Below are 17,894 nucleotides of genomic sequence, written 5' to 3'. Positions count from 1 at the left end.
GAAGCGCGAGCGACAGGGTGCGTCCCCGGCACCGCTCAGCGCAGGGCGGGGACCCGGGTGCCGTCCGTGAGACGTCCGTCGAGCTCCACCCGCACCCCCTGGCGCGCCGGCACGACGAGGTGGTTGCCTTCCGCGCCGCCCGTGACCCCGCCGGAGGCGCGCACGGAGGTGACGTCCTCACTGCCCGCCGCCAGCACGTACCACTGCCCCGTGCGGGACTTCCACAACACGCCCGCCAGTACCCGCGGATCCCGCGGTCCGCACGCGGGCGACACCTCGGAACGGGCCACCACCACGCCCGGCGACCCGGCCGCCGGGCCCGACGACGGCGGCTGGAACTGGGCGAGCACCCGGCCGCCCGTGCCGCGCCAGGTCTCGGCGCGGGTGCACAGCCACGCGGCCCTGCCGTTGCCCTCGGGCAGCAACTGGCGCGTGTACCGCCACGCGTTGACCTCCCGCACCCCGTTCGAGCGCATCGTCGGCAGCAGACAGGCGGTGCGCGCCCAGGCGGTACGGGCCTCCTCCGGTGCGTCCGGGACGTCCCCGGCGGACAGCGGCGGGCCCCAGGTCAGCCGGGCCGGGACGATCTCGCCGAGATCCGTGACCAGTCGTCGTGCGCCACCCCCGGCCAGCTCCAGCGCATGCCACGACCGGCACTCGGAGGCCTCGGCCGGGCTCGGCAGCGCCTCCGTCACCCCGTGCGCGTCCCGCCGCAGCGCCCGCGCCCCCGCGTCCGGGCCGAGCAGGTCCCGCGCCGAGGCCGCGTGCACCCAGGGGGCCGTCAGATAGCGGACCTCCCCGCGACCGCGGCCGACGAGCAGCGCCCCCGCGGTGGCCGCGTCGGCCGAGTCGGTCCGCGCGAGGTCCAGCGCCGGGCCGCCGGTCGTGCCCTCGTCCGGCTCCGCGTACCGCACGACGCGCAGCCCGTCGTGGAACAGCACCACACGGGCCCGGCCCACCTCGCCGGCGAACAGCAGCTGCGGAGCGCCCATCGGCGGCCCCGGCGGGGTGCCGGGCGTGGCGGACACCTGCACCGTCGCACCGGGCCGCGCCCAGACGGCCAGCGCCCGGCGCAGCAGCGCGTGGTCCCCGGTCAGCGCACCGCGGGCGGGCCACACGGAGAAGTCGGTGCGGCTGGAACTCCGCCAGGCCAGCGGGGCGATCCGCTGCAGCCGCGCCGGGTCCAGAGCCGCCTCGGACGCCGGGTGGCGCGCGTAGAGCGGGGCGGCCGCCTCCGCCGGCGCCCAGCCCTGCCCGGGCAGGCCCAGCAGAGTGCCGGACACCAGTACGGCGGCGGCCGCCGCGAGCGCCGCCTTGGCGTGCCGGCGGCGGCGCATCAGATCCGTCGGCCGGGCCTGCAGGGAGCAGGGGTCGAACTCCGGGGAGCCGAGCAGCGCGACCGCGCTCCTGCCCATCGGGGTGCGGAGCCCGTCCGCCGCCGCGAGCGCCGCGTGCGGGTCCGCGACCCCGGCGCCGGTCAGGACCTGCCGTACCGCGGCGTCCGGCATCCCCTCCAGGGCGCGCAGCACGTACGCGGCACGGGCTGCCCCGGACAGCGCGGACAGCCGCTGGTCCAGGGCGAGTTCGTCCGCGCCGCCGGAGCGGGGGAACAGCCGCAGCCCCCACACCTGGGGCAGCAGCGGAGGGAACTGCACACGCTTCGGCCAGGCCCGCCGCCGCAGCGGAAGACCCGCGTCCAGCGCCTGCCGCAGCACCCGACCGCGAACGTACGCGTACCCCGGCGCGGCCGTTCCGCGCGGGGCCGGGACCCGTGCCTCACCGGCCTCGGGAAGCCGGGCGGCGCGGCCGCGCGGCAGGGAGCGCTGCACGATCCAGTGGGCCGTCAGCACACGGCGGTTGCGGCCGAGGGAGGGCGGCAGGACGAGGTAGGCGATCCGCACCAGACGCGGATAGTGCTCCACGAGCGCGGCCTCGGCCTGCTCCACGTCGACGGCGGCGGGGGCGAGTTCCTGGGTGCTCACCTTCAGCAGAACGAGCGAATACTGCGATAGTCACCAGTCTTTGTCGGCCGGACCGGTGAGACGGGCGCGGATGCGTGCCACCGTCGCGTCGCCCACTCCGAGCCCGTCCCTCACGTACCGCTCCAGCGAGCCGTAGTGCCTGGTCATCTCGGACCGGGCCGCGGCCAGGTAGTCCGGTGTCACCCCGACGAGGGTGAGCGCGATCTCCGGGTCGCCGCCCTGGGCGGTGAAACCCTCCACGAGCGGTGCGAAAGCCTGGCGCACCGCCGGGTTCACGGACAGGTACTCCGCCTCGACGGTGTCCTCGTCCGCCCCGAGCAGGCCCAGCACGACGGCCGCGGCCCAGCCGGTGCGGTCCTTGCCCGCCGTGCAGTGGAACAGCACGGTCCCGGCGTCCGGCTCGGCCAGGGCCTGCAGGAACGCCCCGTAGCCGCGCCGGGCGGACTCCGTGGAGACGAACGCGCGGTAGGTGTCGGCGAACAGCGCGTGCGCCCGGCCCCCACCCAGCTCCCGTTCGGCCGCCGCCGGATCGCCGAGCACCTCCCTCAGCCGTGCGGCCCCGGGCACCGTTCCGGACGCCAGGAAGTCCGCCAGCACATCGGCCGCCAGCACCCGGGTGCCCGGCGGAAGACGGTCGGGCCGCGCGCGGCGCTCCCCTTCCGTCCGGAAGTCGAACACGGTCGTGATGCCCAGGGCCGCGACCGCCGGGTCCGCCGTGGCGTCCATCCGGTCGAGCTGCCCGGACCGCAGCAGCAGCCCGGGGCGTACGACGCGTCCGTCCGCGAGCGGGGTCGGGCCGAGGTCGCGCAGATTGGCGACGGTGGTGGCGGGGATCGCGGGCATGGCGGCGGCTCTCCATGGTGCACGTGGGGCTGGTGCGACGTGCGGCACGTTACTCCCCGTTCCTCTGCACACCGGGGCGCCGACCGGGCACGATGGCCCGATGAGTACGCAACGAGCTCGAAGCACCACCCCGAAGGCCCTGGCCGCGCTGGCACTGACGGCCGCCATGGCCCTCACCGCCTGCGGCGGGGACGCGGACGAGGCCGCCGACGTGCCGAAGACGGCGACGGGGAGCCTCGAGCAGCTGGCGAAGCAGGCCGAGTGCAAGCCGAACATCCAGACGGACGCGAAGGAGCTGCGGCAGGCGAACTGCGCGACGAAGGACGGCAAGTACGTCCTCGCCACCTTCGCCACCGACCGCGGCCAGCGCGAGTGGATCAACGAGGCCAACGACTACGGCGGCTCGTACCTCGTCGGCAGGAAGTGGGTCGCCGTGGGCGACGAGAAGGTCGTGACAGCACTGCGCGGCCGGCTCGGTGGGACCGTGGAGAGCGGTGCCTCGCATGGCGGGCACTCGGGGAGCAGTGCCGGCAGTGGGGGGAACGAGGACGAGCACTCCGGCCATCACTGAGCAGGCCGCGCAGGATCGGGGGGGGAGGGAGGGGTTCGGCGGAAGGTGGCGCCGAACCCCGGGACTCAGGCGGGGAGCCCGGGGATCGGCGCCGGCTCGGAGAGCGTCAGCGGCACTTGCGTCCGGTGTTGATGCAGTTGACCACCTTGTTCATCAGCCTCTGGTCGAAGACGTTGATGAAGTCGCCGTGGTCGGTGACGGGCTTGTGCAGCTGCTCCGGGAAGGAGTCGACCGCGAAGACGCTCGGGTTGGCCCCGTCGAAGACCGGCGGCGGCACGTCGTAGACGATGCGCTGCACGAGCTGCGGGATGGCGCGGAAGCCGTTGGGGCAGGCGCCGTTGGCCTGCGCGAAGGCGACGTGGGTGCGGTGGTTGGCGCTGTCGGTGTTCTGGCCGTCCCAGCAGCTCTGGAACTTGAACGTCCGCACGACCTGGCTGCCCTCGGGGCAGATCGGGTACTTGTCCTTCAGCTGACGGTCCTCGAAGCCGGTGCAGCTCCACGACGCGTTCGCGTTGGCGTCACCGTTGACGAACGCCTTGGCGTCGCCGGTGATGATCCGCAGGAACCGCGGCATCGCCGTCACCTTGGACCGCGGGTTGCCGACGAAGTTCAGCGTGACCTGCGACGGCGTCTGGATCTCGCCGACGTTCTGGTCCTTGCCGCCGCCGTCCGCGTTGGCGTCGTTCTCCTGCTGCCCGTTCTGCAGCCGCAGCACCGGCCAGTAGTACGTCGACTTGTCGCCCTGGTTCGCACAGGTCGTCTGGCCGTTGGCGAGGTCGTCGTCGCTGGCGAAGGCGTCGTTGGCCTGGTTGCCCACGTAGTCGTGCATGTGGTGGGCGCCGTTGGCGACACCGGGCGCGACGATGACGTTGTCCGGGTTGAACTTGCCGTTCTCGTTCACACCGCAGCTGGTCGTGAACGTGCCCCGGGAGGCGCCGCTCCGGTTGCGGGGCTTGCTGACGTTCGGCTGGACGGACTGGATGTCGACGAAGTCGGACTGCTCCGGGCCGTTGCCGGCCTGACCGCCGTTGCCGTCGTCCTGGTCGCCGCCGTCCTGGCCCTGGCCGCCGTTCTCCTGGCCCTGGTCCTGACCGTCGCCCTGGTCGCCGCCGTCCTGCTCCTGACCGCCGTTCTGACCCTGGTCGTTGCCCTGGTCCTGACCGTCGTTGTCGTCGGCCCGCAGGGTGCACGGCGCCATGGACTCGAGGTTCTGCGGCCTGGGGGCGTTGCCGCGCTCGATGAGCGCGGCGATCCGCTGGAGGATCACCGTCCGCTCGTTCTTCAGCGGCGTGAGGATCTGCTGCTGCCCGTACCGGCGGTCGCTCTCGATCCGCTGCTTGAGGTCGGCGAACCGCTGGTACGCCGTGGTGATCTGGGTGTCCAGCGTCGCGAGTTCGCGGTCGACGTTGCCGCGCTCCTGCTGCGGCACCTCTCCCAGTTCGTTTCCGACGTCCGGGCAGTCGATCGTGGACACCGACTGGCCGGCGGCCTGGGTCCCGTTGGGGCTCTGACCGCTGCCCTCACCCGCAGATGCGTAGACGTTGACCGCGATCAGCCCACCCCCGCCCAGAATCAGGGCAGCCGAGGCGGCGATCGCCCGGTTTGCCAGCGTTGAGCGTTTGCGTGTTGTGCGTGCCATGGAACTCCAATCCCGGGGTGGGAGCAGCGCGCCGTTCCATACGGAGTCGCGCGGCGCCACGTTCAGGCGGGACCGGATTTCGTAGAAAACTCCATTCGCAAAACGGATCTCACCGGGTGCCAACGGGCGTGCCCACGAAGGCGGTTGCCGAAACCTCGCGGGCACGCCCGTCGTCCGCGGAAGGCCCCGCAGCCCCCGCGCGACGCCTCGGCGCGCGGGGGCTGCGGCGCGCCGCCCCGGCTGCTCAGGAGCCGCCGAGCAGCGCCGACTCCTGGTCCGGGGACAGGCCGACCGGTGCGCGGTCCGGGCGCTGGGGGGCGCTTCCGCCCCGCTCACGGAGCCAGGCCCAGGTGTCGGCGACCGTCTCCTCGGCCGGCCGGCAGTGCAGCCCGGCCGCCAGGGCCCTGGAGACGTCGGCGCCGTGCATCGCGTCGTACGCCTCTCCTCGCGGCAGCCACACCGGCAGATCCGTCCAGGGCTCAACCCCGGCCGCGGCGATCGTCCCCGCGTCGAGCCAGCGCAGCTCCGCACCGGAACCGGTCGTCCGGACGCAGGCCTCCAGCAGCCCGCCCATCGTGGCGTGGCCGGTCGGCGACACCACGTCGAAGGGGCCGGTGAGCCGCTTCTCCGCCGCGTCGAGGGTCCACCGCGCGAGATCGCGTACGTCGATGAACTGCACCGGCAGGTCGCGCGGTCCGGGCGCGGGCACCGGACCACCGCGCGCCACCCGGTTCAGCCACCACGGCAGCCGGCCCACGTTCTCCCACGGCCCGAGGATCAGGCCCGCGCGCACCAGCAGCGACCGGTCCGCGCCGAAGGCCCCCGTGGCGGCCAGTTCGCCGCCCCGTTTGTCGCGGGCGTAGTCGGTCGCCCCCGCGTCCGCCGCGGCGCCCGCCACCAGCGGCCCGTCCTCGCCGAGCCCCGCGGCCGGCGGCCACGCGTAGACCGAGCGGCTGGACACGTAGACGAAGTGCCCGGCCCGGTCCGCGAGCAGTCGCGCCGGGGCGAGGACCGCGGACGGGGCCGCCGACCAGGTGTCGACGACGACGTCCCACTCGCCCTCCGCGAGCGCGCCGAGCCCGTCCGGCGCGAGCCGGTCGCCGTGCAGCACCCGCACGCCCGTCGGGGCCGGGTGCCGGCCGCGGTGGAACACCGTCACCTCCCACGCGCGGTCGAGCGCCGCCTCCACCACGGCCCGCCCCACGAACTCCGTACCACCCAGCACCAGAAGCCTCATGGTGCCCAGCGTGCCCGCCCACCCGCTCCGACGTGCGGAATTCCGCTGCGGGGAGAATCCGGCCGCGCCCCCGTCTGCCGGAGAGGCGCCACGGGATGGCACCATGTGCGAGCCATGACGGATGCCCGGTCGCCGATGCGCGCCCTCCGAGCCGCACTATTCGCGGCAGTGTGCGTGACTTTGGCCGCGGTGGGGCATTCGTTCACGTCCGGGCATGATCTTCCGCCCGCCGCCGTGCTGGGCGCGCTCGCGCTCACCGCGGCCGGCGGCTGGCTCGCGGGCACCCGGCGCCGACGCGCCCTCCCCATCGGGGCGGCCCTGCTCGGTGTGCAGGGCGCCCTCCATCTCCTCTTCGCCCGCTCCGAACCCCACCGCACGGGCGGCCCCCCGACGCACCACCACATGGGCGCGGGCAGCGGGACGACCGCGGCGGCGGTCTCCGCCGACGGGGCCAGCGCGGCGTCCGCGCACCCCGCCGGGACGCCCGCCGACCCCCTCGCCGACGTCGCCGCCCAGCTGACGCAGCTCACCACCGGACCCGTCGGCATGCTCGCCGCGCACGTCCTCGCCGCCGCCGTGTGCGCCCTGTGGCTCGCCCGCGGCGAGGCGGCCTTCTTCCGGCTGGCGCGGACCGTCGGCACGGTCTGCGCCGCCCCGTTCGCGCCGCTGCGGCTGCTTCTCGCCGTCGTACGCGTCCCCGAACCGCCCAGGCCCGCGCGGCCCGGCCACCGCACCCGCCGTCTCCACGGCGTCGTCCTCACGCACAGCCTCTCCCGGCGCGGCCCGCCCGGCGGCCCGACCACCCGCGCCACGGTCCCTGGAGCACTCGTCTGACACCCGGGGGCCGCAATCCCCATGTCGACGCCGACTCCTAGGACCACCATGGCCATTGACGACCCCGTACGGGGCAGTACCGACACGCCCGAGGCGCCCGCCACGACGGAGACCCGCTCCACCTGGAGCGCCCTGCGTCCCCTCGTCCTGCGCCTCCACTTCTACGCGGGCATCCTCATCGCCCCGCTGCTGCTGGTCGCCGCCGGCAGCGGACTGCTCTACGCCCTCTCCTTCCCGGCCGAGAAGCTCGTCTACAGCCACGAGCTGACGACCGACGTCGGCGAACGGAAGGTCCCCCTCGACTCCCAGGTCGCCGCCGCCCGCAAGGCACACCCGGAAGGCACCGTCACCGCGGTCTGGCCCTCCGCCGAGGACGGGGCGACCACCCGCGTACTGATGACCAGCCCCGAGGTCGAGGAGGGCACGTCGCTCGCCGTCTTCGTCGACCCGTACACCGCCGAGATACGCGGTGAACTGCCCAGCTACGGCAGCTCGGGCGCCCTCCCGCTGCGCACCTGGATCGACGAGCTGCACCGTGATCTGCACCTCGGCGACCTCGGCCGCAACTACAGCGAACTCGCGGCCAGCTGGCTGTGGGTGGTCGCCCTCGGCGGGCTGCTGCTGTGGATCGGCCGCAAGCGGGCGTCGAAGCGTGCCCTGCTCGTGCCCGAACGCGGAGCCAAGGGGCGCCGCCGCACCCTTTCCTGGCACGGCTCCGTCGGTCTGTGGGCGGTGGCCGGTCTGGTGCTGCTCTCCGCCACGGGTCTGACCTGGTCCAAGTACGCGGGTGAGAACATCGGCGCGGTGCAGGACCAGCTCGGTGGCGCGACCCCGGTGGTCTCCGCGACCCTCGACGGCGCGGCCGCGGGCGGCGGCGGGCACGAGGGCCACGGCGACGGCGGCCACGGCGGTGCCCACCAGGGCGCGGACATCGGCATCGACAACGCGGTCGCCGCCGCCGCGGGCGTCGGTGTCGAGGGCCGGATCTCGGTGATCCTCCCCGCCGAGGGCAGCGGTTACGTCGTCAAGGAGACCGACACGCTCTTCCCGGTCCATCTGGACTCCGTGGCGATCGACCCCGCCGACGCGCGGATCGTGGACGAGCTCCGGTTCGCCGACTACCCGTTGCTCGCCAAGCTGACCCGGTTCGGCATCGACGCCCACATGGGCGTGCTGTTCGGCCTGGCCAACCAGCTCGTCCTGGCGGCCCTCATGGTCGCGCTGATCATGCTGATCGTCTGGGGCTACCGCATGTGGTGGCAGCGCCGCCCGACCAGGGACCGGCAGTCCTCCGCCGGGGACGACGCCGGAGCGTCCTCCGGCCGGTCCCTCCGTTTCGGGCGCCCCGTGCCGCGGGGGGCCTGGCGCAGGGTCCCGGTGACCGCGATGACGCCGCTCGCGGCGGTGACCGTCCTGGTGGGCTGGTTCGTGCCGATGCTCGGCGTCAGCCTGCTGGTCTTCCTCGCCGTCGACATCGCCCTGGGCCTGGTGGCCCGGGCCCGGAGCCGGTCCACGGCCGCCTGACGAGGCGACGCCGGTCCGGGGAGCGCGGCGCTTCCGCGTCCCCGGGCCGGTCCGGGCCCCGCGCCCCCGTCAGGGCGCGTACGTGTAGCCGACCCGCCGCACGGTCCGGATCGTGTGGCGGTGCTCGGCGCCCAGCTTGCGGCGCAGCCGCGCCACATGGACGTCGACGGTGCGGCCGTCGCCCACGTGGCCGTAGCCCCACACCGTGGTCACCAACTGGTCGCGGGTGTGCACCCGGTGCGGGTGCGCGACCAGATGCGCCAGCAACTCGAACTCCAGGTACGTGAGGTCCAGCTCCCGTCCGCCGACGGCCGCCGAGCGCCGTGCGGTGTCGACACGGACGGGGCCCGCCGGACCGTCGTCCGCGTCCGGTCGGTTCCGGTCCGCCCACTGCTCCGTGACGGAGGAGGCGGGAACCGGCCCCGGCGCGGGGGCCGCGACCGGCGCGGCGGACGCCAGGAGCGGCGGCTGCTGGTCGGCGGGCACGAGCACGAGGTAGCCGACCATCGGGGGCCGGCCCGGGAGCGCGGGGACGGTGTGCTGGGGTGCCGGCAGCCAGGTGGCACCCGGCGGGAGGAAGTCCGCCACGTGCACCACCTCGTCCGGGTCGACGGCCCGGAGCCGGTGACGGTTCTGCACGGTGGCGGCGGGACCGGGGACGGTCGCGGCGGAGTGGGAACGGGAGTTCGCCATGAGAGGTCAGCTCTTTCACGCGAGGAGTCGCCGAGCCGGTACGGCCCGGCGGCGGAACGGACGGACGTGCGTACGTCGTGCGCGTCGGCCGAAGGCCCCGGAAGAGTCCGGTCCACCCGGCGGATCACCGGGGACCGGCCGGGCTCCGGACAGGGACCCGGACTTCCGGAAGGGCTTTAGAGGGCCGACGCGTTCCTCGCGCGGCAACACACACGGTCGAAGTCGTGGTGCTGGCGGGAAGGCCAGAACGGCTCGAGGTCGCTGCGACCCGTCACATTGCTCCGAAGGCTGGCCATTCCCCTATTCAAGCAGACGACAGGGCACGGCAGCAGACCCCTCTCACGAGACGGACACCACCCCCGCCGCCTTTCGGCCGGTGCCGCCGCCACGCCGCCGAGTGCTGCCGGTGCCGCGGAGGGCCGTCCGGCCGGCGTCGCGGAAGGGCGACCACCGGCACGGGGAAGGGACGCGGCAACGCGGAAGGGGCGCCCGCCGGTTGACCGGCGGGCACCCCTTCCGAAGCGGCTGCGGGATCAGACCTGGCCGGCCTTCTCCAGTGCGGAGCAGCACGTGTCCACCAGCAGGCGGGTCACCACGTACGGGTCGACGTTCGCGTTCGGACGGCGGTCCTCGATGTAGCCCTTGCCGTCCTTCTCGACCTGCCACGGGATGCGCACCGAGGCACCGCGGTCGGAGACGCCGTAGCTGTACTCGTTCCAGGGGGCCGTCTCGTGCAGACCGGTCAGGCGGTCGTCGATGCCGGCGCCGTAGTTCTTGACGTGGTCCAGCGGCTTGGAACCCTCGCCCAGCGACTCGCACGCGGTGATGATGGCGTCGTAGCCCTCGCGCATCGCCTTCGTGGAGAAGTTGGTGTGCGCGCCCGCGCCGTTCCAGTCGCCCTTCACCGGCTTCGGGTCGAGCGTCGCGGAGACGTCGAAGTCCTCGGCGGTGCGGTACAGCAGCCAGCGGGCGATCCACAGCTGGTCCGCGACCTCCAGCGGCGCGAGCGGGCCGACCTGGAACTCCCACTGGCCGGGCATGACCTCGGCGTTGATGCCGGAGATGCCGAGCCCCGCCTGCAGACAGTTCTCCAGGTGCGCCTCGACGACGTCACGGCCGTGGATCTCGTCGGAGCCGACACCGCAGTAGTAGCCGCCCTGCGGGGCCGGGAAGCCGCCGACGGGGAAGCCGAGCGGCCGCTCGCCGTCGAAGAAGGTGTACTCCTGCTCGATGCCGAAGATCGGCTCCTGGGCGGCGAACTTCTCCGCCACCTCGACCAGCTGGGCCCGCGTGTTGGACGGGTGCGGGGTCATGTCGGTGTTGAGGACCTCGCACAGCACCAGCACGTTGTCGCCGCCCCGGATCGGGTCGGGACACACGAAGACCGGCTTCAGCACGCAGTCGGACGCGTGACCCTCGGCCTGGTTGGTGCTGGACCCGTCGAAGCCCCAGATGGGGAGCTCGGAGACGTCTGCGGCGGAACCCGTCAGAATCTTCGTCTTCGAGCGGAGCTTCGCGGTCGGCTCGGTGCCGTCGATCCAGATGTACTCAGCCTTGATGGTCACGGGCCCTCATCCTTTGCGGGTGCAGCGGGTATGGGCGCAGCTTCGCAACCCCGGATTTCCCGTCCATTGCTCGATTGTGAACCCCGTGTTACTCGGCGAACCGAGGCGGTCCCGGGGCCGCCGCGTGTCCCGATTCCGCCGCTCCGCTGCCGCACGGCCCGACGCGGGGGCAGCCGCGAGCACGGGAGCGGGGCGCCGGGTGGGTACGGCACGGCGCGGGACGCACGAGAAGAGCTGCGCGGCCCACCCCGCCGCGGTGCCGCACGCGTCGTATACGCCCAGTGGGCCCACGGGACGTCCGACGCGCCGGGCGGCCGGGGCGGAAGGGGGCGCGTCGTCCGCAGCGGAGCGGGACCGTATCCGTCGTCCGAGCAGGTCCGTCCCCGGGCTCGTCCGAGCCGGGCCGCCCGGGTCGTCCGCGCGGCGCGGCGGCGGGGTCGTCCGAGCCCGGCTGCCCCGCGGCCGCACCGCCGGTGGTGCCACCCGCGGTGCAGACTGGCCGCATGACGAAGCCGCGCATCGGACTGATCGGAACGGGCCCCTGGGCGGAGCGCACCCAGGCACCGGCTCTCGCCACGCACCCGGGGGCCGTGCTCAGCGGCGTGTGGGGGCGGCGCCCCGAGGCCGCCGCCGCGATCGCGTCGGCGCACGGCGTCAGGGCGTACGACGACGTGGACGCCCTCATCGAGGCGAGCGACGCCGTCGCGTTCGCCCTGCCGCCCGACGTCCAGGCCCCGCTGGCGGCCCGCGCGGCGGCCGCCGGACGGCATCTGCTCCTGGACAAGCCGGTGGCGACGACGGTGCCCGGGGCCCGTGAGGTCGTGGCGGCCGCGGAGGCGTCGGGTGTCGCGTCCGTCGTGTTCTGCACCCTGCGGTTCGCGGCGGACACGGCCCCGTGGATCGCCGAACAGACCACAGCGGACGGCTGGTTGACGGGCCGCGCGCACTGGCTCGGCTCGCTCTTCGGCCACGGCTCGGCGAGCGCGTACGCCGTCTCGCCCTGGCGGCGTGACAAGGGCGGGCTGTGGGACGTCGGCCCCCATGTGCTGTCCGTGCTGCTGCCGGTGCTCGGCGATGTGACGGAGCTGACGGCGCTGCGCGGTCCGGCCGACACGGTCCATCTCGCGTTCCGGCACGCGTCCGGGGCGTCGAGCACCGCCACCGTGGGCCTGAGCGCACCTCCCGAGGCGGCGGGAGCGAGCATCGACCTGTACGGGGCGCGGGGACGCGTCACCATGCCCGCGTGGAGCGACGCGGTCGGCTCGTTCCGCGCGGCGGTCGACGCCCTGCTGGAGTCGGCCCGTACGGGGGATCCGCACGCCTGCGACGTACGTCTGGGCCTGCGGATCACGGAGATCCTGGCGCAGGCGGAGCAACGGCTGGGGGAGGCGCGGCCCGAGGGGGACGGCGGCTGACATCGGGCCGTCCGCCCGGCCATCGCGCCCACCGCACGCGCGGACCGCCGGAGGGGACGCCTCCAGCGGCGCGGATCCACGAGCAGGGACCCCCACGCCTCGCCTGACGAAGGACGGGGCACTCCCCGACCGGCGATCACCACGGGGGTTCCCGCTGGAACAGGTCTTCTTACGGTCACGTATGCCGGTGGGCCGCACCCCCACGGGGGAGGCGCGGCCCACCGGCGGCCGGGGTCAGCCGAGGGACTGGGCGGCCGTGCGGCGGATGCGCTTGGTGCGGCCCGAGGCGGCCAGGGCGCGCCGGACCGTGGCGTCGGCCTCGGTCGCGGCCCGGAGCTGAAGCCAGTCGCTCCAGTCGTCGACCAGCCGGGGGACGCGGTCCGGGGCGATCACCCCGGTCCGGAGGTCCTCCAGCGTCCCCAGTTCCTGCGCCCGGCGCTCGCTGAACGCGCGGACCGCGGGTGCGAGCACCCGGACCCATGTGTCCCGCTCGGCGCGGGGCAGCCGTTCCAGGACCTCGCCCACGACGCCCGAGGCGAGCGCGTCGTCCGATTCGGCGGTGACGGCGGCCAGCAGGGCCGGCCGGGCCCCGTCGGAGGTGAGCGCGGCCCGGTACAGCGCCCAACGGGCGTGCCCTTCGGAGGCGTTGGGCAGGGACCTCCCGAGGTGCTCCTCCAGTCGCCGCAGGGCGTCCCGCAGCTCGGGGGACGGCTCAGCATCCGCCATTGGCCTTGAACCTTTCCATGGCGACTCGAATGTTCTCCCTGATGGTACGGAGGTTGCCACGGGCGTTCACCGTGGCGGTGGATGCCTCGTTGGCGGCCGTCCGGGCTCGGCTCGCGGCGCCCGTGGCCTCGTTGGCGGCGGCGCGGGCGGCGGTCGCCGCCCGCCGTGCCTCCCCGGCGCTGCTGGTGCCCTCGGCCGCTGCGGCGGCGGCTTCCAGGGCCGCGGCGCGGGAGGCCTTCGCGTCCTTGTTCCGCTCGGCGGTCTCGGCGTTGGATCGAGCGAGCGCGGCCCGGGCCTCGGCTGCCTCGGCGGCCTCGCGCTTCTCGGCGGCGGTGGCGCCCGCCACCTCGGCGGAACCGCGGGCGCACCCGGCCGCGTCGCGCTCCGTCCGGGCGCGCTGCGCCGCCGTGGCGGCCTTCTGCAGCTGAGCGGTGGCACGAGCGTGCTCACGGGCGGTGTTGGCCTTCTCCGCCTCGGCGATGCCACGCTGCCGCTTCGCCTCGGCGGCGCCGGCCTTGGCGGCCCGTTCCGCCGCCTCGGCGGTCGTCTGGGCGCCCTTCGCCTTGGTGGCGTTGGCGGCGGCTTCCCTCGCCTGGGCGTCGGCGGCCGTGGCGGCGGCCTTCGCCTGAGCGGCGGCCTCCAGCGCGGCGGCCTTGCGGAACTCGGTGTTGGGGGCGTGCGCCTGGGTCTTGCTCAGGGCGTAGAGCGCGCTGCTGTCGGCGACGGTCGCCTTGGCCGCGTTGGACGCCGTCAGCGCCGCCCTGGCGGCGGCCTGAGTGGCCGCGTACGACGCTTTCGCCACCTGGACGGACTGCTGCGCGTACATCGGGCCCCGGCCGCGCGGCAGCTTCGCCCCGTCGGCGATCGCCCACGCGGCGGACCGCGACCGTGGTCGCCAGGACGACGCCCGACGCCATGGTCTTCGCCGGACCGGCGCGTCCGGCGCGCCGCCGTCCGGGCAGTACTCTTCGCACGTCTCATGCCTGTCTGATCGAGAAAAGGGATCAGCCCAGGAGGAAACGGCGAAAGACGTGCGCGGATACCGACGCGGGCATGCCAATTGCATGCACGGTGGTCTGCTGGAGAGGGCGCCGGTCATCACATGCGGATCCCCTTCCGGGGAAGGCGGATCAGCGATCGGTGCCGCGTTGGGCCGCACCCTCCGGCCGGGGAGCGGTGCGGCCCACGTGCCGTGCGCGTTCCGGTCGTTGCACCGGTACCGGGTCTCGCCCGGCCCAGGCAAGGACACAGGGACGCTCCCCGGGTGCCCGCAGGGTGTTCGCAGGCGCCCGGGGAGCAGGGGGACGCGTCAGCCGACGCGCTCGATGCGCGCGTTGCGGATCAGGAACTTGCCGGGCTCCCGGACCTGCTCGAACGCGGCGTTGTTGAGCAGTGCGCAACTGCCGGACGTCGACGTCACCTCGACGGTCGTCGACTTGTTGTTGTCGAGGTTCGTCACCTTCAGCTGGGTTCCGACCGGGAACTGGCCGCTGGAGGCCGCCGGGGCGCCGCCCTCGCCGGAGAGTGTCACCGTCGATCCGGCGCAGACGACCTCACCGGTGGCGCCGCCCTGATCCGCGCCGCCGCCACCGTCACCGGCCTGGTCTCCGGCGTCGTCCGCCGGCGGCTGCTCGGCGGCCGGGGGCTCGGCGGCCTCGCCGCCGCCCGCACCCCCGCCGAGGCGCTCGATGCGGACCTGGCGGATCACGTTCTTGCCCGCCTCGCGTACCTGCTCGAAGGCCGCGGCGTTCAGCAGGGCGCAGCTGCCGGAGGTCGAGGTGACCTCGACGGTGGTGGTCTTGTCGTTGGCCAGGTTGGTGACCTTCAGCTGGGTGCCGATCGGGAACTGGCCGCTGGAGGCCGCCGGTGCGCCGCCGTCGTTGGAGAAGGTGAGGTTCTGTCCGGCGCAGACGACCTCGCCGGTCGCGCCCGCGTCCCCGCCCGCACCCGCACCGCCGGCCGCCTGGCCCTCACCGGCCGGGGGCTGGGCCGCCGCCTGGTCTCCTCCGCCGGAGCCCTGCGCACAGCCCGCGGCTTCCTGCTGGAGGTTGATCTGCCTGATCACCGCCTCGCGGTTGGCGATCCGTGCTTCCGACTGGGCATCGGGATTGGCCCGTTGACCGGCGATGAAGTTCTCGTTGTTGCGTACCGCCTGGGCGAATCCGTCACAGGCTGCCGAGGCATTGCTTGTCCCGGTCATGACAATCGCGGTACCGCCGACCAGTGCTGCGGCACCGATCATGAGCGCGATCTTCTTCTTGCCGCTGAGGGTCTTCTTGCGCGACACGTAAGGCTCCTGTCCCCGGCTCCGAACGGCGGCCGGATGGGTTCCGTGTGCCGTTACGTACGAGTAGCCCGAGGGGCGTGCTCAATGTCCCAGCGGTGACTTCCTTAACTGAGGCTTAAGTTTTCGCAGGTGGGCGGGGACCTGCACCTTCAAGGTCGGTCGGTGCGCGCCTACTTGGCCTTCGGGGGCGCGGTCGCCCGCCGTGCCTCCGCGCCTCCCCGCTGTCGGGTTCCGGGCTCCGGCGTCCTCAGCGGCCGAGCGCGTCCCGTACCGCCTCGTCGGTGCGCGCCACCACCGCCGTGCCGTCGTCCGCCGTGATGATCGGACGCTGGATCAGCTTCGGGTGCTCCGACAGCGCCGCGATCCACCGGGTCCGGGAATCCGCGTCCCGCGGCCAGTCCTTCAGGCCGAGCTCCCTGGCGGCGGCCTCCTGGGTCCGGGTGATGTCCCACGGCTCCAGCCCGAGCCGTTCCAGGACCTCGCGGATCTCCTTCTCCGACGGGACGTCCTCGAGGTAGCGGCGCACCGTGTACGACGCGCCCTCCTCGTCGAGCAGATGCAGCGCGCTGCGGCACTTCGAGCACGCCGGGTTGATCCAGATCTCCATTCCGACACCGTACTCCCCGTGCGCCACTCGAACACCCTGAACACCCTTTGGCCAGGGGCGATTGTCAGTGGGGGGCGATAAAATCGAACTAGTTCGTGAGGGACCAACCACCGCGCCAGGAGGTCGCCGATGGGCGTTGCCGCAATCACGACGACGGGGACGAGGACGGAGCAGGGCACGAGGACGGGGGCGAGTACAGGGGTGGCGAAGAGGGTGAGGCGTCCGGCGGGCCGGCCGGCGCTGTCCGGTCCGGCGAAGCGGCCACTGCCCGCGGGACTCCCGCGTGAGTGGTACGAGTCGCACAACCGCAGGCTCAAGGCCATGCGCCTGGCCATCGCCCTGCTCGACACGGGCGTCTACCACCCGGCGAACGCGAGCAACCGGCGGATACGCACCACGGCCGAGCGGATCGGCATCCATCCGCCGTCCGACACGACGTGCCGCATGGTGCGTTCACTGATCCACGACGCGGACTGAGGGCCCGCGTCACCGGCACCGACGTAACCGGCACCGGCGAAACCGGACCGGCGAAACCGGCACGGGCGTGACCGGCACAGGCCGCCCGTCGTCAGTGGCTCGTAACCGACACCCGCGAAAGCGGAGGGCGACGCCTGACGGCCGGACGCACCTTCGGCGGCCCCCGGGCACACCTGCCCGGGGGCCGCGCGGTGCTCGGCCCGTCCGCCGCACGGCCCGGTACGGCGCACGTCCGCCACGCTCGTGTGGCGTGTCACAGACAAGCGGCCGGGGCTGTGGGAAGTTCAACTCTGCTGTTCCTCAGTTGAGTTGGGGCCGCCCGTCGGCCCGCATGCCGAGAGGATCGAATGAGCACGCTGGAAGCCATGCCGCTTGACCAGGTGGTCGACACGAACCGGTACCCGCTGTCGGAACTCGACGGCGCCGAGGGGCAGGCGGTGATCGCCCGGGCCCGGCGCGAGCTGGCCGACCTCGGCTGCACCGTACTGCCCGACTTCATCCGCCCCACCCTCCAGGACGTCCTGCGCGAGGAGGGCTCGTCCCTCGCCCCCCGCGCCCACCACGACCTCGAGACGGTGAACGTCTACAACATCGCCGTCGACGCGGACCTGCCGGAGGACCACCCCGGGCGGAGGACCTTCCAGCGCGGCAACGCGTTCGTCGCCCGGGACCGCATTCCCGACGACTCCCTGATCGGCAGGCTCTACTCCGACGCCGCGTTCCGGGACCTCGTCGCCCGCTGCTTCGGACTGCCCCGGCTGTACGAACTGGCCGACCCGCTCTCCGGACTGGTCCTCAACGTGGTCTCGCCCGGCATGGAGCACCCCTGGCACTTCGACACCAACGAGTTCACCGTCAGCATGCTCACCCGGGAGGCGGAGGACGGCGGCGTCTTCGAGTACTGCCCCAACATCAGGTCCGCACAGGACGAGAACTTCACCGCCGTACGGGACGTCCTCGACGGCCGCGGTGACCGGCTGGTCCGGCATCTGCCCCTGCGGCCCGGCGATCTGCAGCTCTTCAAGGGCCGCTACTCACTGCACCGGGTGAGCCCCGTGCGGGGTGCGACCGCCCGTCACTCCGCCATCTTCGCCTACAGCGAGCGCCCCGGCGTCATCGGGAGCGTCGCCCGCACCCGGCAGCTGTTCGGGCGGGTACTTCCCGAGCACCTGGAGGCCGAGGGCAGGGCCGTGCGCGGCGACCGGCTGCTGGACTAGGGCGGGTGGCGAGAGTCCCTCCCGGCCCGCGACGCGCGGCACGCCCGCTCGCTGCGTCGTCGGAGTCATCCAGGTACGTCCGGTACGAGGATGATGCTCCGCCGCGCGATCGCACGCACCGGACGCCGCAGGCCCCGCCCTGCGGGCGGACGGAGCTGCTTTCGCCACACGTCCCTGGGCCACCGCCCCAGCGACCGGCCGGAACCGGGCCACGGCCCGGAGCCCCCGGGGCCACCGCGCCGGCCACCGGCGCACCGCTCCCGCGCGTCCACGGCCC

General features: G+C 73.9%; 16 protein-coding genes. 6 read left to right on the top strand and 10 right to left on the bottom strand.

Going from position 1 to position 17,894, the window contains the following annotated elements; translation table 11 throughout:
* Positions 1-35: 35 nt before the first annotated feature.
* Both QRN89_RS09340 and QRN89_RS09335 read right to left on the bottom strand, forming a co-directional pair.
* Positions 36-1,982 (bottom strand): hypothetical protein, encoded by a 1,947-nt coding sequence (locus tag QRN89_RS09340; protein ID WP_435833244.1) that lies wholly within the window; start codon positions 1,980-1,982, stop codon positions 36-38.
* 30 nt (positions 1,983-2,012) lie between these two features.
* Positions 2,013-2,825, bottom strand: a complete 813-nt coding sequence (locus QRN89_RS09335; protein ID WP_290348884.1) for a tyrosine-protein phosphatase — start codon at positions 2,823-2,825, stop codon at positions 2,013-2,015.
* A gap of 100 nt (positions 2,826-2,925) precedes the next feature.
* On the opposite strand from QRN89_RS09335, the gene QRN89_RS09330 reads away from it, so the two are divergent.
* Positions 2,926-3,396 (top strand): hypothetical protein, encoded by a 471-nt coding sequence (locus QRN89_RS09330; protein WP_390702458.1) that lies wholly within the window; start codon positions 2,926-2,928, stop codon positions 3,394-3,396.
* Between the two features lie 106 nt (positions 3,397-3,502).
* Here QRN89_RS09330 and QRN89_RS09325 read toward each other — a convergent pair whose 3' ends face one another.
* Complete coding sequence (locus QRN89_RS09325) at positions 3,503-5,035, bottom strand: DUF1996 domain-containing protein (RefSeq protein ID WP_290348883.1); 1,533 nt, start codon at positions 5,033-5,035, stop codon at positions 3,503-3,505.
* A gap of 244 nt (positions 5,036-5,279) precedes the next feature.
* A complete protein-coding gene (locus tag QRN89_RS09320; protein WP_290348882.1) occupies positions 5,280-6,272 on the bottom strand; it encodes an NAD-dependent epimerase/dehydratase family protein in 993 nt (330 codons plus the stop codon).
* 189 nt (positions 6,273-6,461) lie between these two features.
* On the opposite strand from QRN89_RS09320, the gene QRN89_RS09315 reads away from it, so the two are divergent.
* Together QRN89_RS09315 and QRN89_RS09310 are read left to right on the top strand one after the other, a co-directional pair.
* The gene (locus QRN89_RS09315; RefSeq protein ID WP_290348881.1) at positions 6,462-7,106 is read left to right on the top strand and encodes a hypothetical protein; all 645 of its coding nucleotides are present in this window, start codon (positions 6,462-6,464) and stop codon (positions 7,104-7,106) included.
* A 48-nt stretch (positions 7,107-7,154) separates the two neighbouring features.
* Complete coding sequence (locus tag QRN89_RS09310; RefSeq protein WP_290348880.1) at positions 7,155-8,630, top strand: PepSY-associated TM helix domain-containing protein; 1,476 nt, start codon at positions 7,155-7,157, stop codon at positions 8,628-8,630.
* A gap of 69 nt (positions 8,631-8,699) precedes the next feature.
* Here the strand turns inward: QRN89_RS09310 and QRN89_RS09305 are convergent, their stop codons facing one another.
* Positions 8,700-9,323 carry a winged helix-turn-helix domain-containing protein gene (locus QRN89_RS09305; protein ID WP_290348879.1) on the bottom strand — a complete coding sequence of 208 codons (624 nt, stop codon included), beginning with the start codon at positions 9,321-9,323 and terminating at the stop codon, positions 8,700-8,702.
* A gap of 533 nt (positions 9,324-9,856) precedes the next feature.
* Positions 9,857-10,888, bottom strand: a complete 1,032-nt coding sequence (gene glnII, locus QRN89_RS09300; protein ID WP_290348878.1) for a glutamine synthetase — start codon at positions 10,886-10,888, stop codon at positions 9,857-9,859.
* Positions 10,889-11,391: 503 nt separating this feature from the next.
* Between glnII and QRN89_RS09295 the strand changes: the two genes are divergently transcribed.
* Complete coding sequence (locus QRN89_RS09295) at positions 11,392-12,303, top strand: Gfo/Idh/MocA family protein (RefSeq protein WP_290348877.1); 912 nt, start codon at positions 11,392-11,394, stop codon at positions 12,301-12,303.
* A 234-nt stretch (positions 12,304-12,537) separates the two neighbouring features.
* On the opposite strand, the gene QRN89_RS09290 is transcribed toward QRN89_RS09295, so the two are convergent.
* From QRN89_RS09290 to QRN89_RS09275, 4 genes are all read right to left on the bottom strand, one after another.
* Positions 12,538-13,029, bottom strand: coding sequence for a hypothetical protein (locus QRN89_RS09290; RefSeq protein WP_290348876.1), 492 nt, complete (start codon positions 13,027-13,029; stop codon positions 12,538-12,540).
* Positions 13,016-13,855 carry a hypothetical protein gene (locus QRN89_RS09285; RefSeq protein WP_290348875.1) on the bottom strand — a complete coding sequence of 280 codons (840 nt, stop codon included), beginning with the start codon at positions 13,853-13,855 and terminating at the stop codon, positions 13,016-13,018. Before QRN89_RS09285 ends, QRN89_RS09290 begins: the two co-directional genes overlap by 14 nt.
* A gap of 483 nt (positions 13,856-14,338) precedes the next feature.
* Entirely contained in the window at positions 14,339-15,316 is a 978-nt protein-coding gene (locus tag QRN89_RS35945) for an SCO2207 family protein (RefSeq protein ID WP_356948616.1), read from the bottom strand.
* 247 nt (positions 15,317-15,563) lie between these two features.
* Positions 15,564-15,923: an arsenate reductase family protein gene (locus QRN89_RS09275; protein ID WP_290348874.1), complete on the bottom strand. Its 360-nt coding sequence runs from the start codon at positions 15,921-15,923 to the stop codon at positions 15,564-15,566.
* Positions 15,924-16,124: 201 nt separating this feature from the next.
* Between QRN89_RS09275 and QRN89_RS09270 the strand changes: the two genes are divergently transcribed.
* Positions 16,125-16,400 (top strand): hypothetical protein, encoded by a 276-nt coding sequence (locus QRN89_RS09270; protein ID WP_290348873.1) that lies wholly within the window; start codon positions 16,125-16,127, stop codon positions 16,398-16,400.
* Between the two features lie 347 nt (positions 16,401-16,747).
* Positions 16,748-17,617, top strand: coding sequence for a HalD/BesD family halogenase (locus tag QRN89_RS09265; RefSeq protein ID WP_356948615.1), 870 nt, complete (start codon positions 16,748-16,750; stop codon positions 17,615-17,617).
* The last annotated feature ends 277 nt before the right edge of the window (positions 17,618-17,894 follow it).

Origin of the sequence: Streptomyces sp. HUAS CB01, assembly GCF_030406905.1 — a bacterium.
Taxonomy (GTDB): Bacteria; Actinomycetota; Actinomycetes; order Streptomycetales; family Streptomycetaceae; genus Streptomyces; species Streptomyces chengbuensis.
This window is presented reverse-complemented; position numbering and strand designations above follow the sequence as displayed.

Coding starts and splice junctions, on each gene's coding strand:
- QRN89_RS09335 (WP_290348884.1), bottom strand. CDS start 2,825: ATGCCCGCGATCCCCGCCACCACCGTCGCCAATCTGCGCGACCTCGGC.
- QRN89_RS09330 (WP_390702458.1), top strand. CDS start 2,926: ATGAGTACGCAACGAGCTCGAAGCACCACCCCGAAGGCCCTGGCCGCG.
- QRN89_RS09325 (WP_290348883.1), bottom strand. CDS start 5,035: ATGGCACGCACAACACGCAAACGCTCAACGCTGGCAAACCGGGCGATC.
- QRN89_RS09320 (WP_290348882.1), bottom strand. CDS start 6,272: ATGAGGCTTCTGGTGCTGGGTGGTACGGAGTTCGTGGGGCGGGCCGTG.
- QRN89_RS09310 (WP_290348880.1), top strand. CDS start 7,155: ATGGCCATTGACGACCCCGTACGGGGCAGTACCGACACGCCCGAGGCG.
- QRN89_RS09305 (WP_290348879.1), bottom strand. CDS start 9,323: ATGGCGAACTCCCGTTCCCACTCCGCCGCGACCGTCCCCGGTCCCGCC.
- QRN89_RS09295 (WP_290348877.1), top strand. CDS start 11,392: ATGACGAAGCCGCGCATCGGACTGATCGGAACGGGCCCCTGGGCGGAG.
- QRN89_RS09290 (WP_290348876.1), bottom strand. CDS start 13,029: ATGGCGGATGCTGAGCCGTCCCCCGAGCTGCGGGACGCCCTGCGGCGA.
- QRN89_RS09285 (WP_290348875.1), bottom strand. CDS start 13,855: ATGTACGCGCAGCAGTCCGTCCAGGTGGCGAAAGCGTCGTACGCGGCC.
- QRN89_RS09275 (WP_290348874.1), bottom strand. CDS start 15,923: ATGGAGATCTGGATCAACCCGGCGTGCTCGAAGTGCCGCAGCGCGCTG.
- QRN89_RS09265 (WP_356948615.1), top strand. CDS start 16,748: ATGAGCACGCTGGAAGCCATGCCGCTTGACCAGGTGGTCGACACGAAC.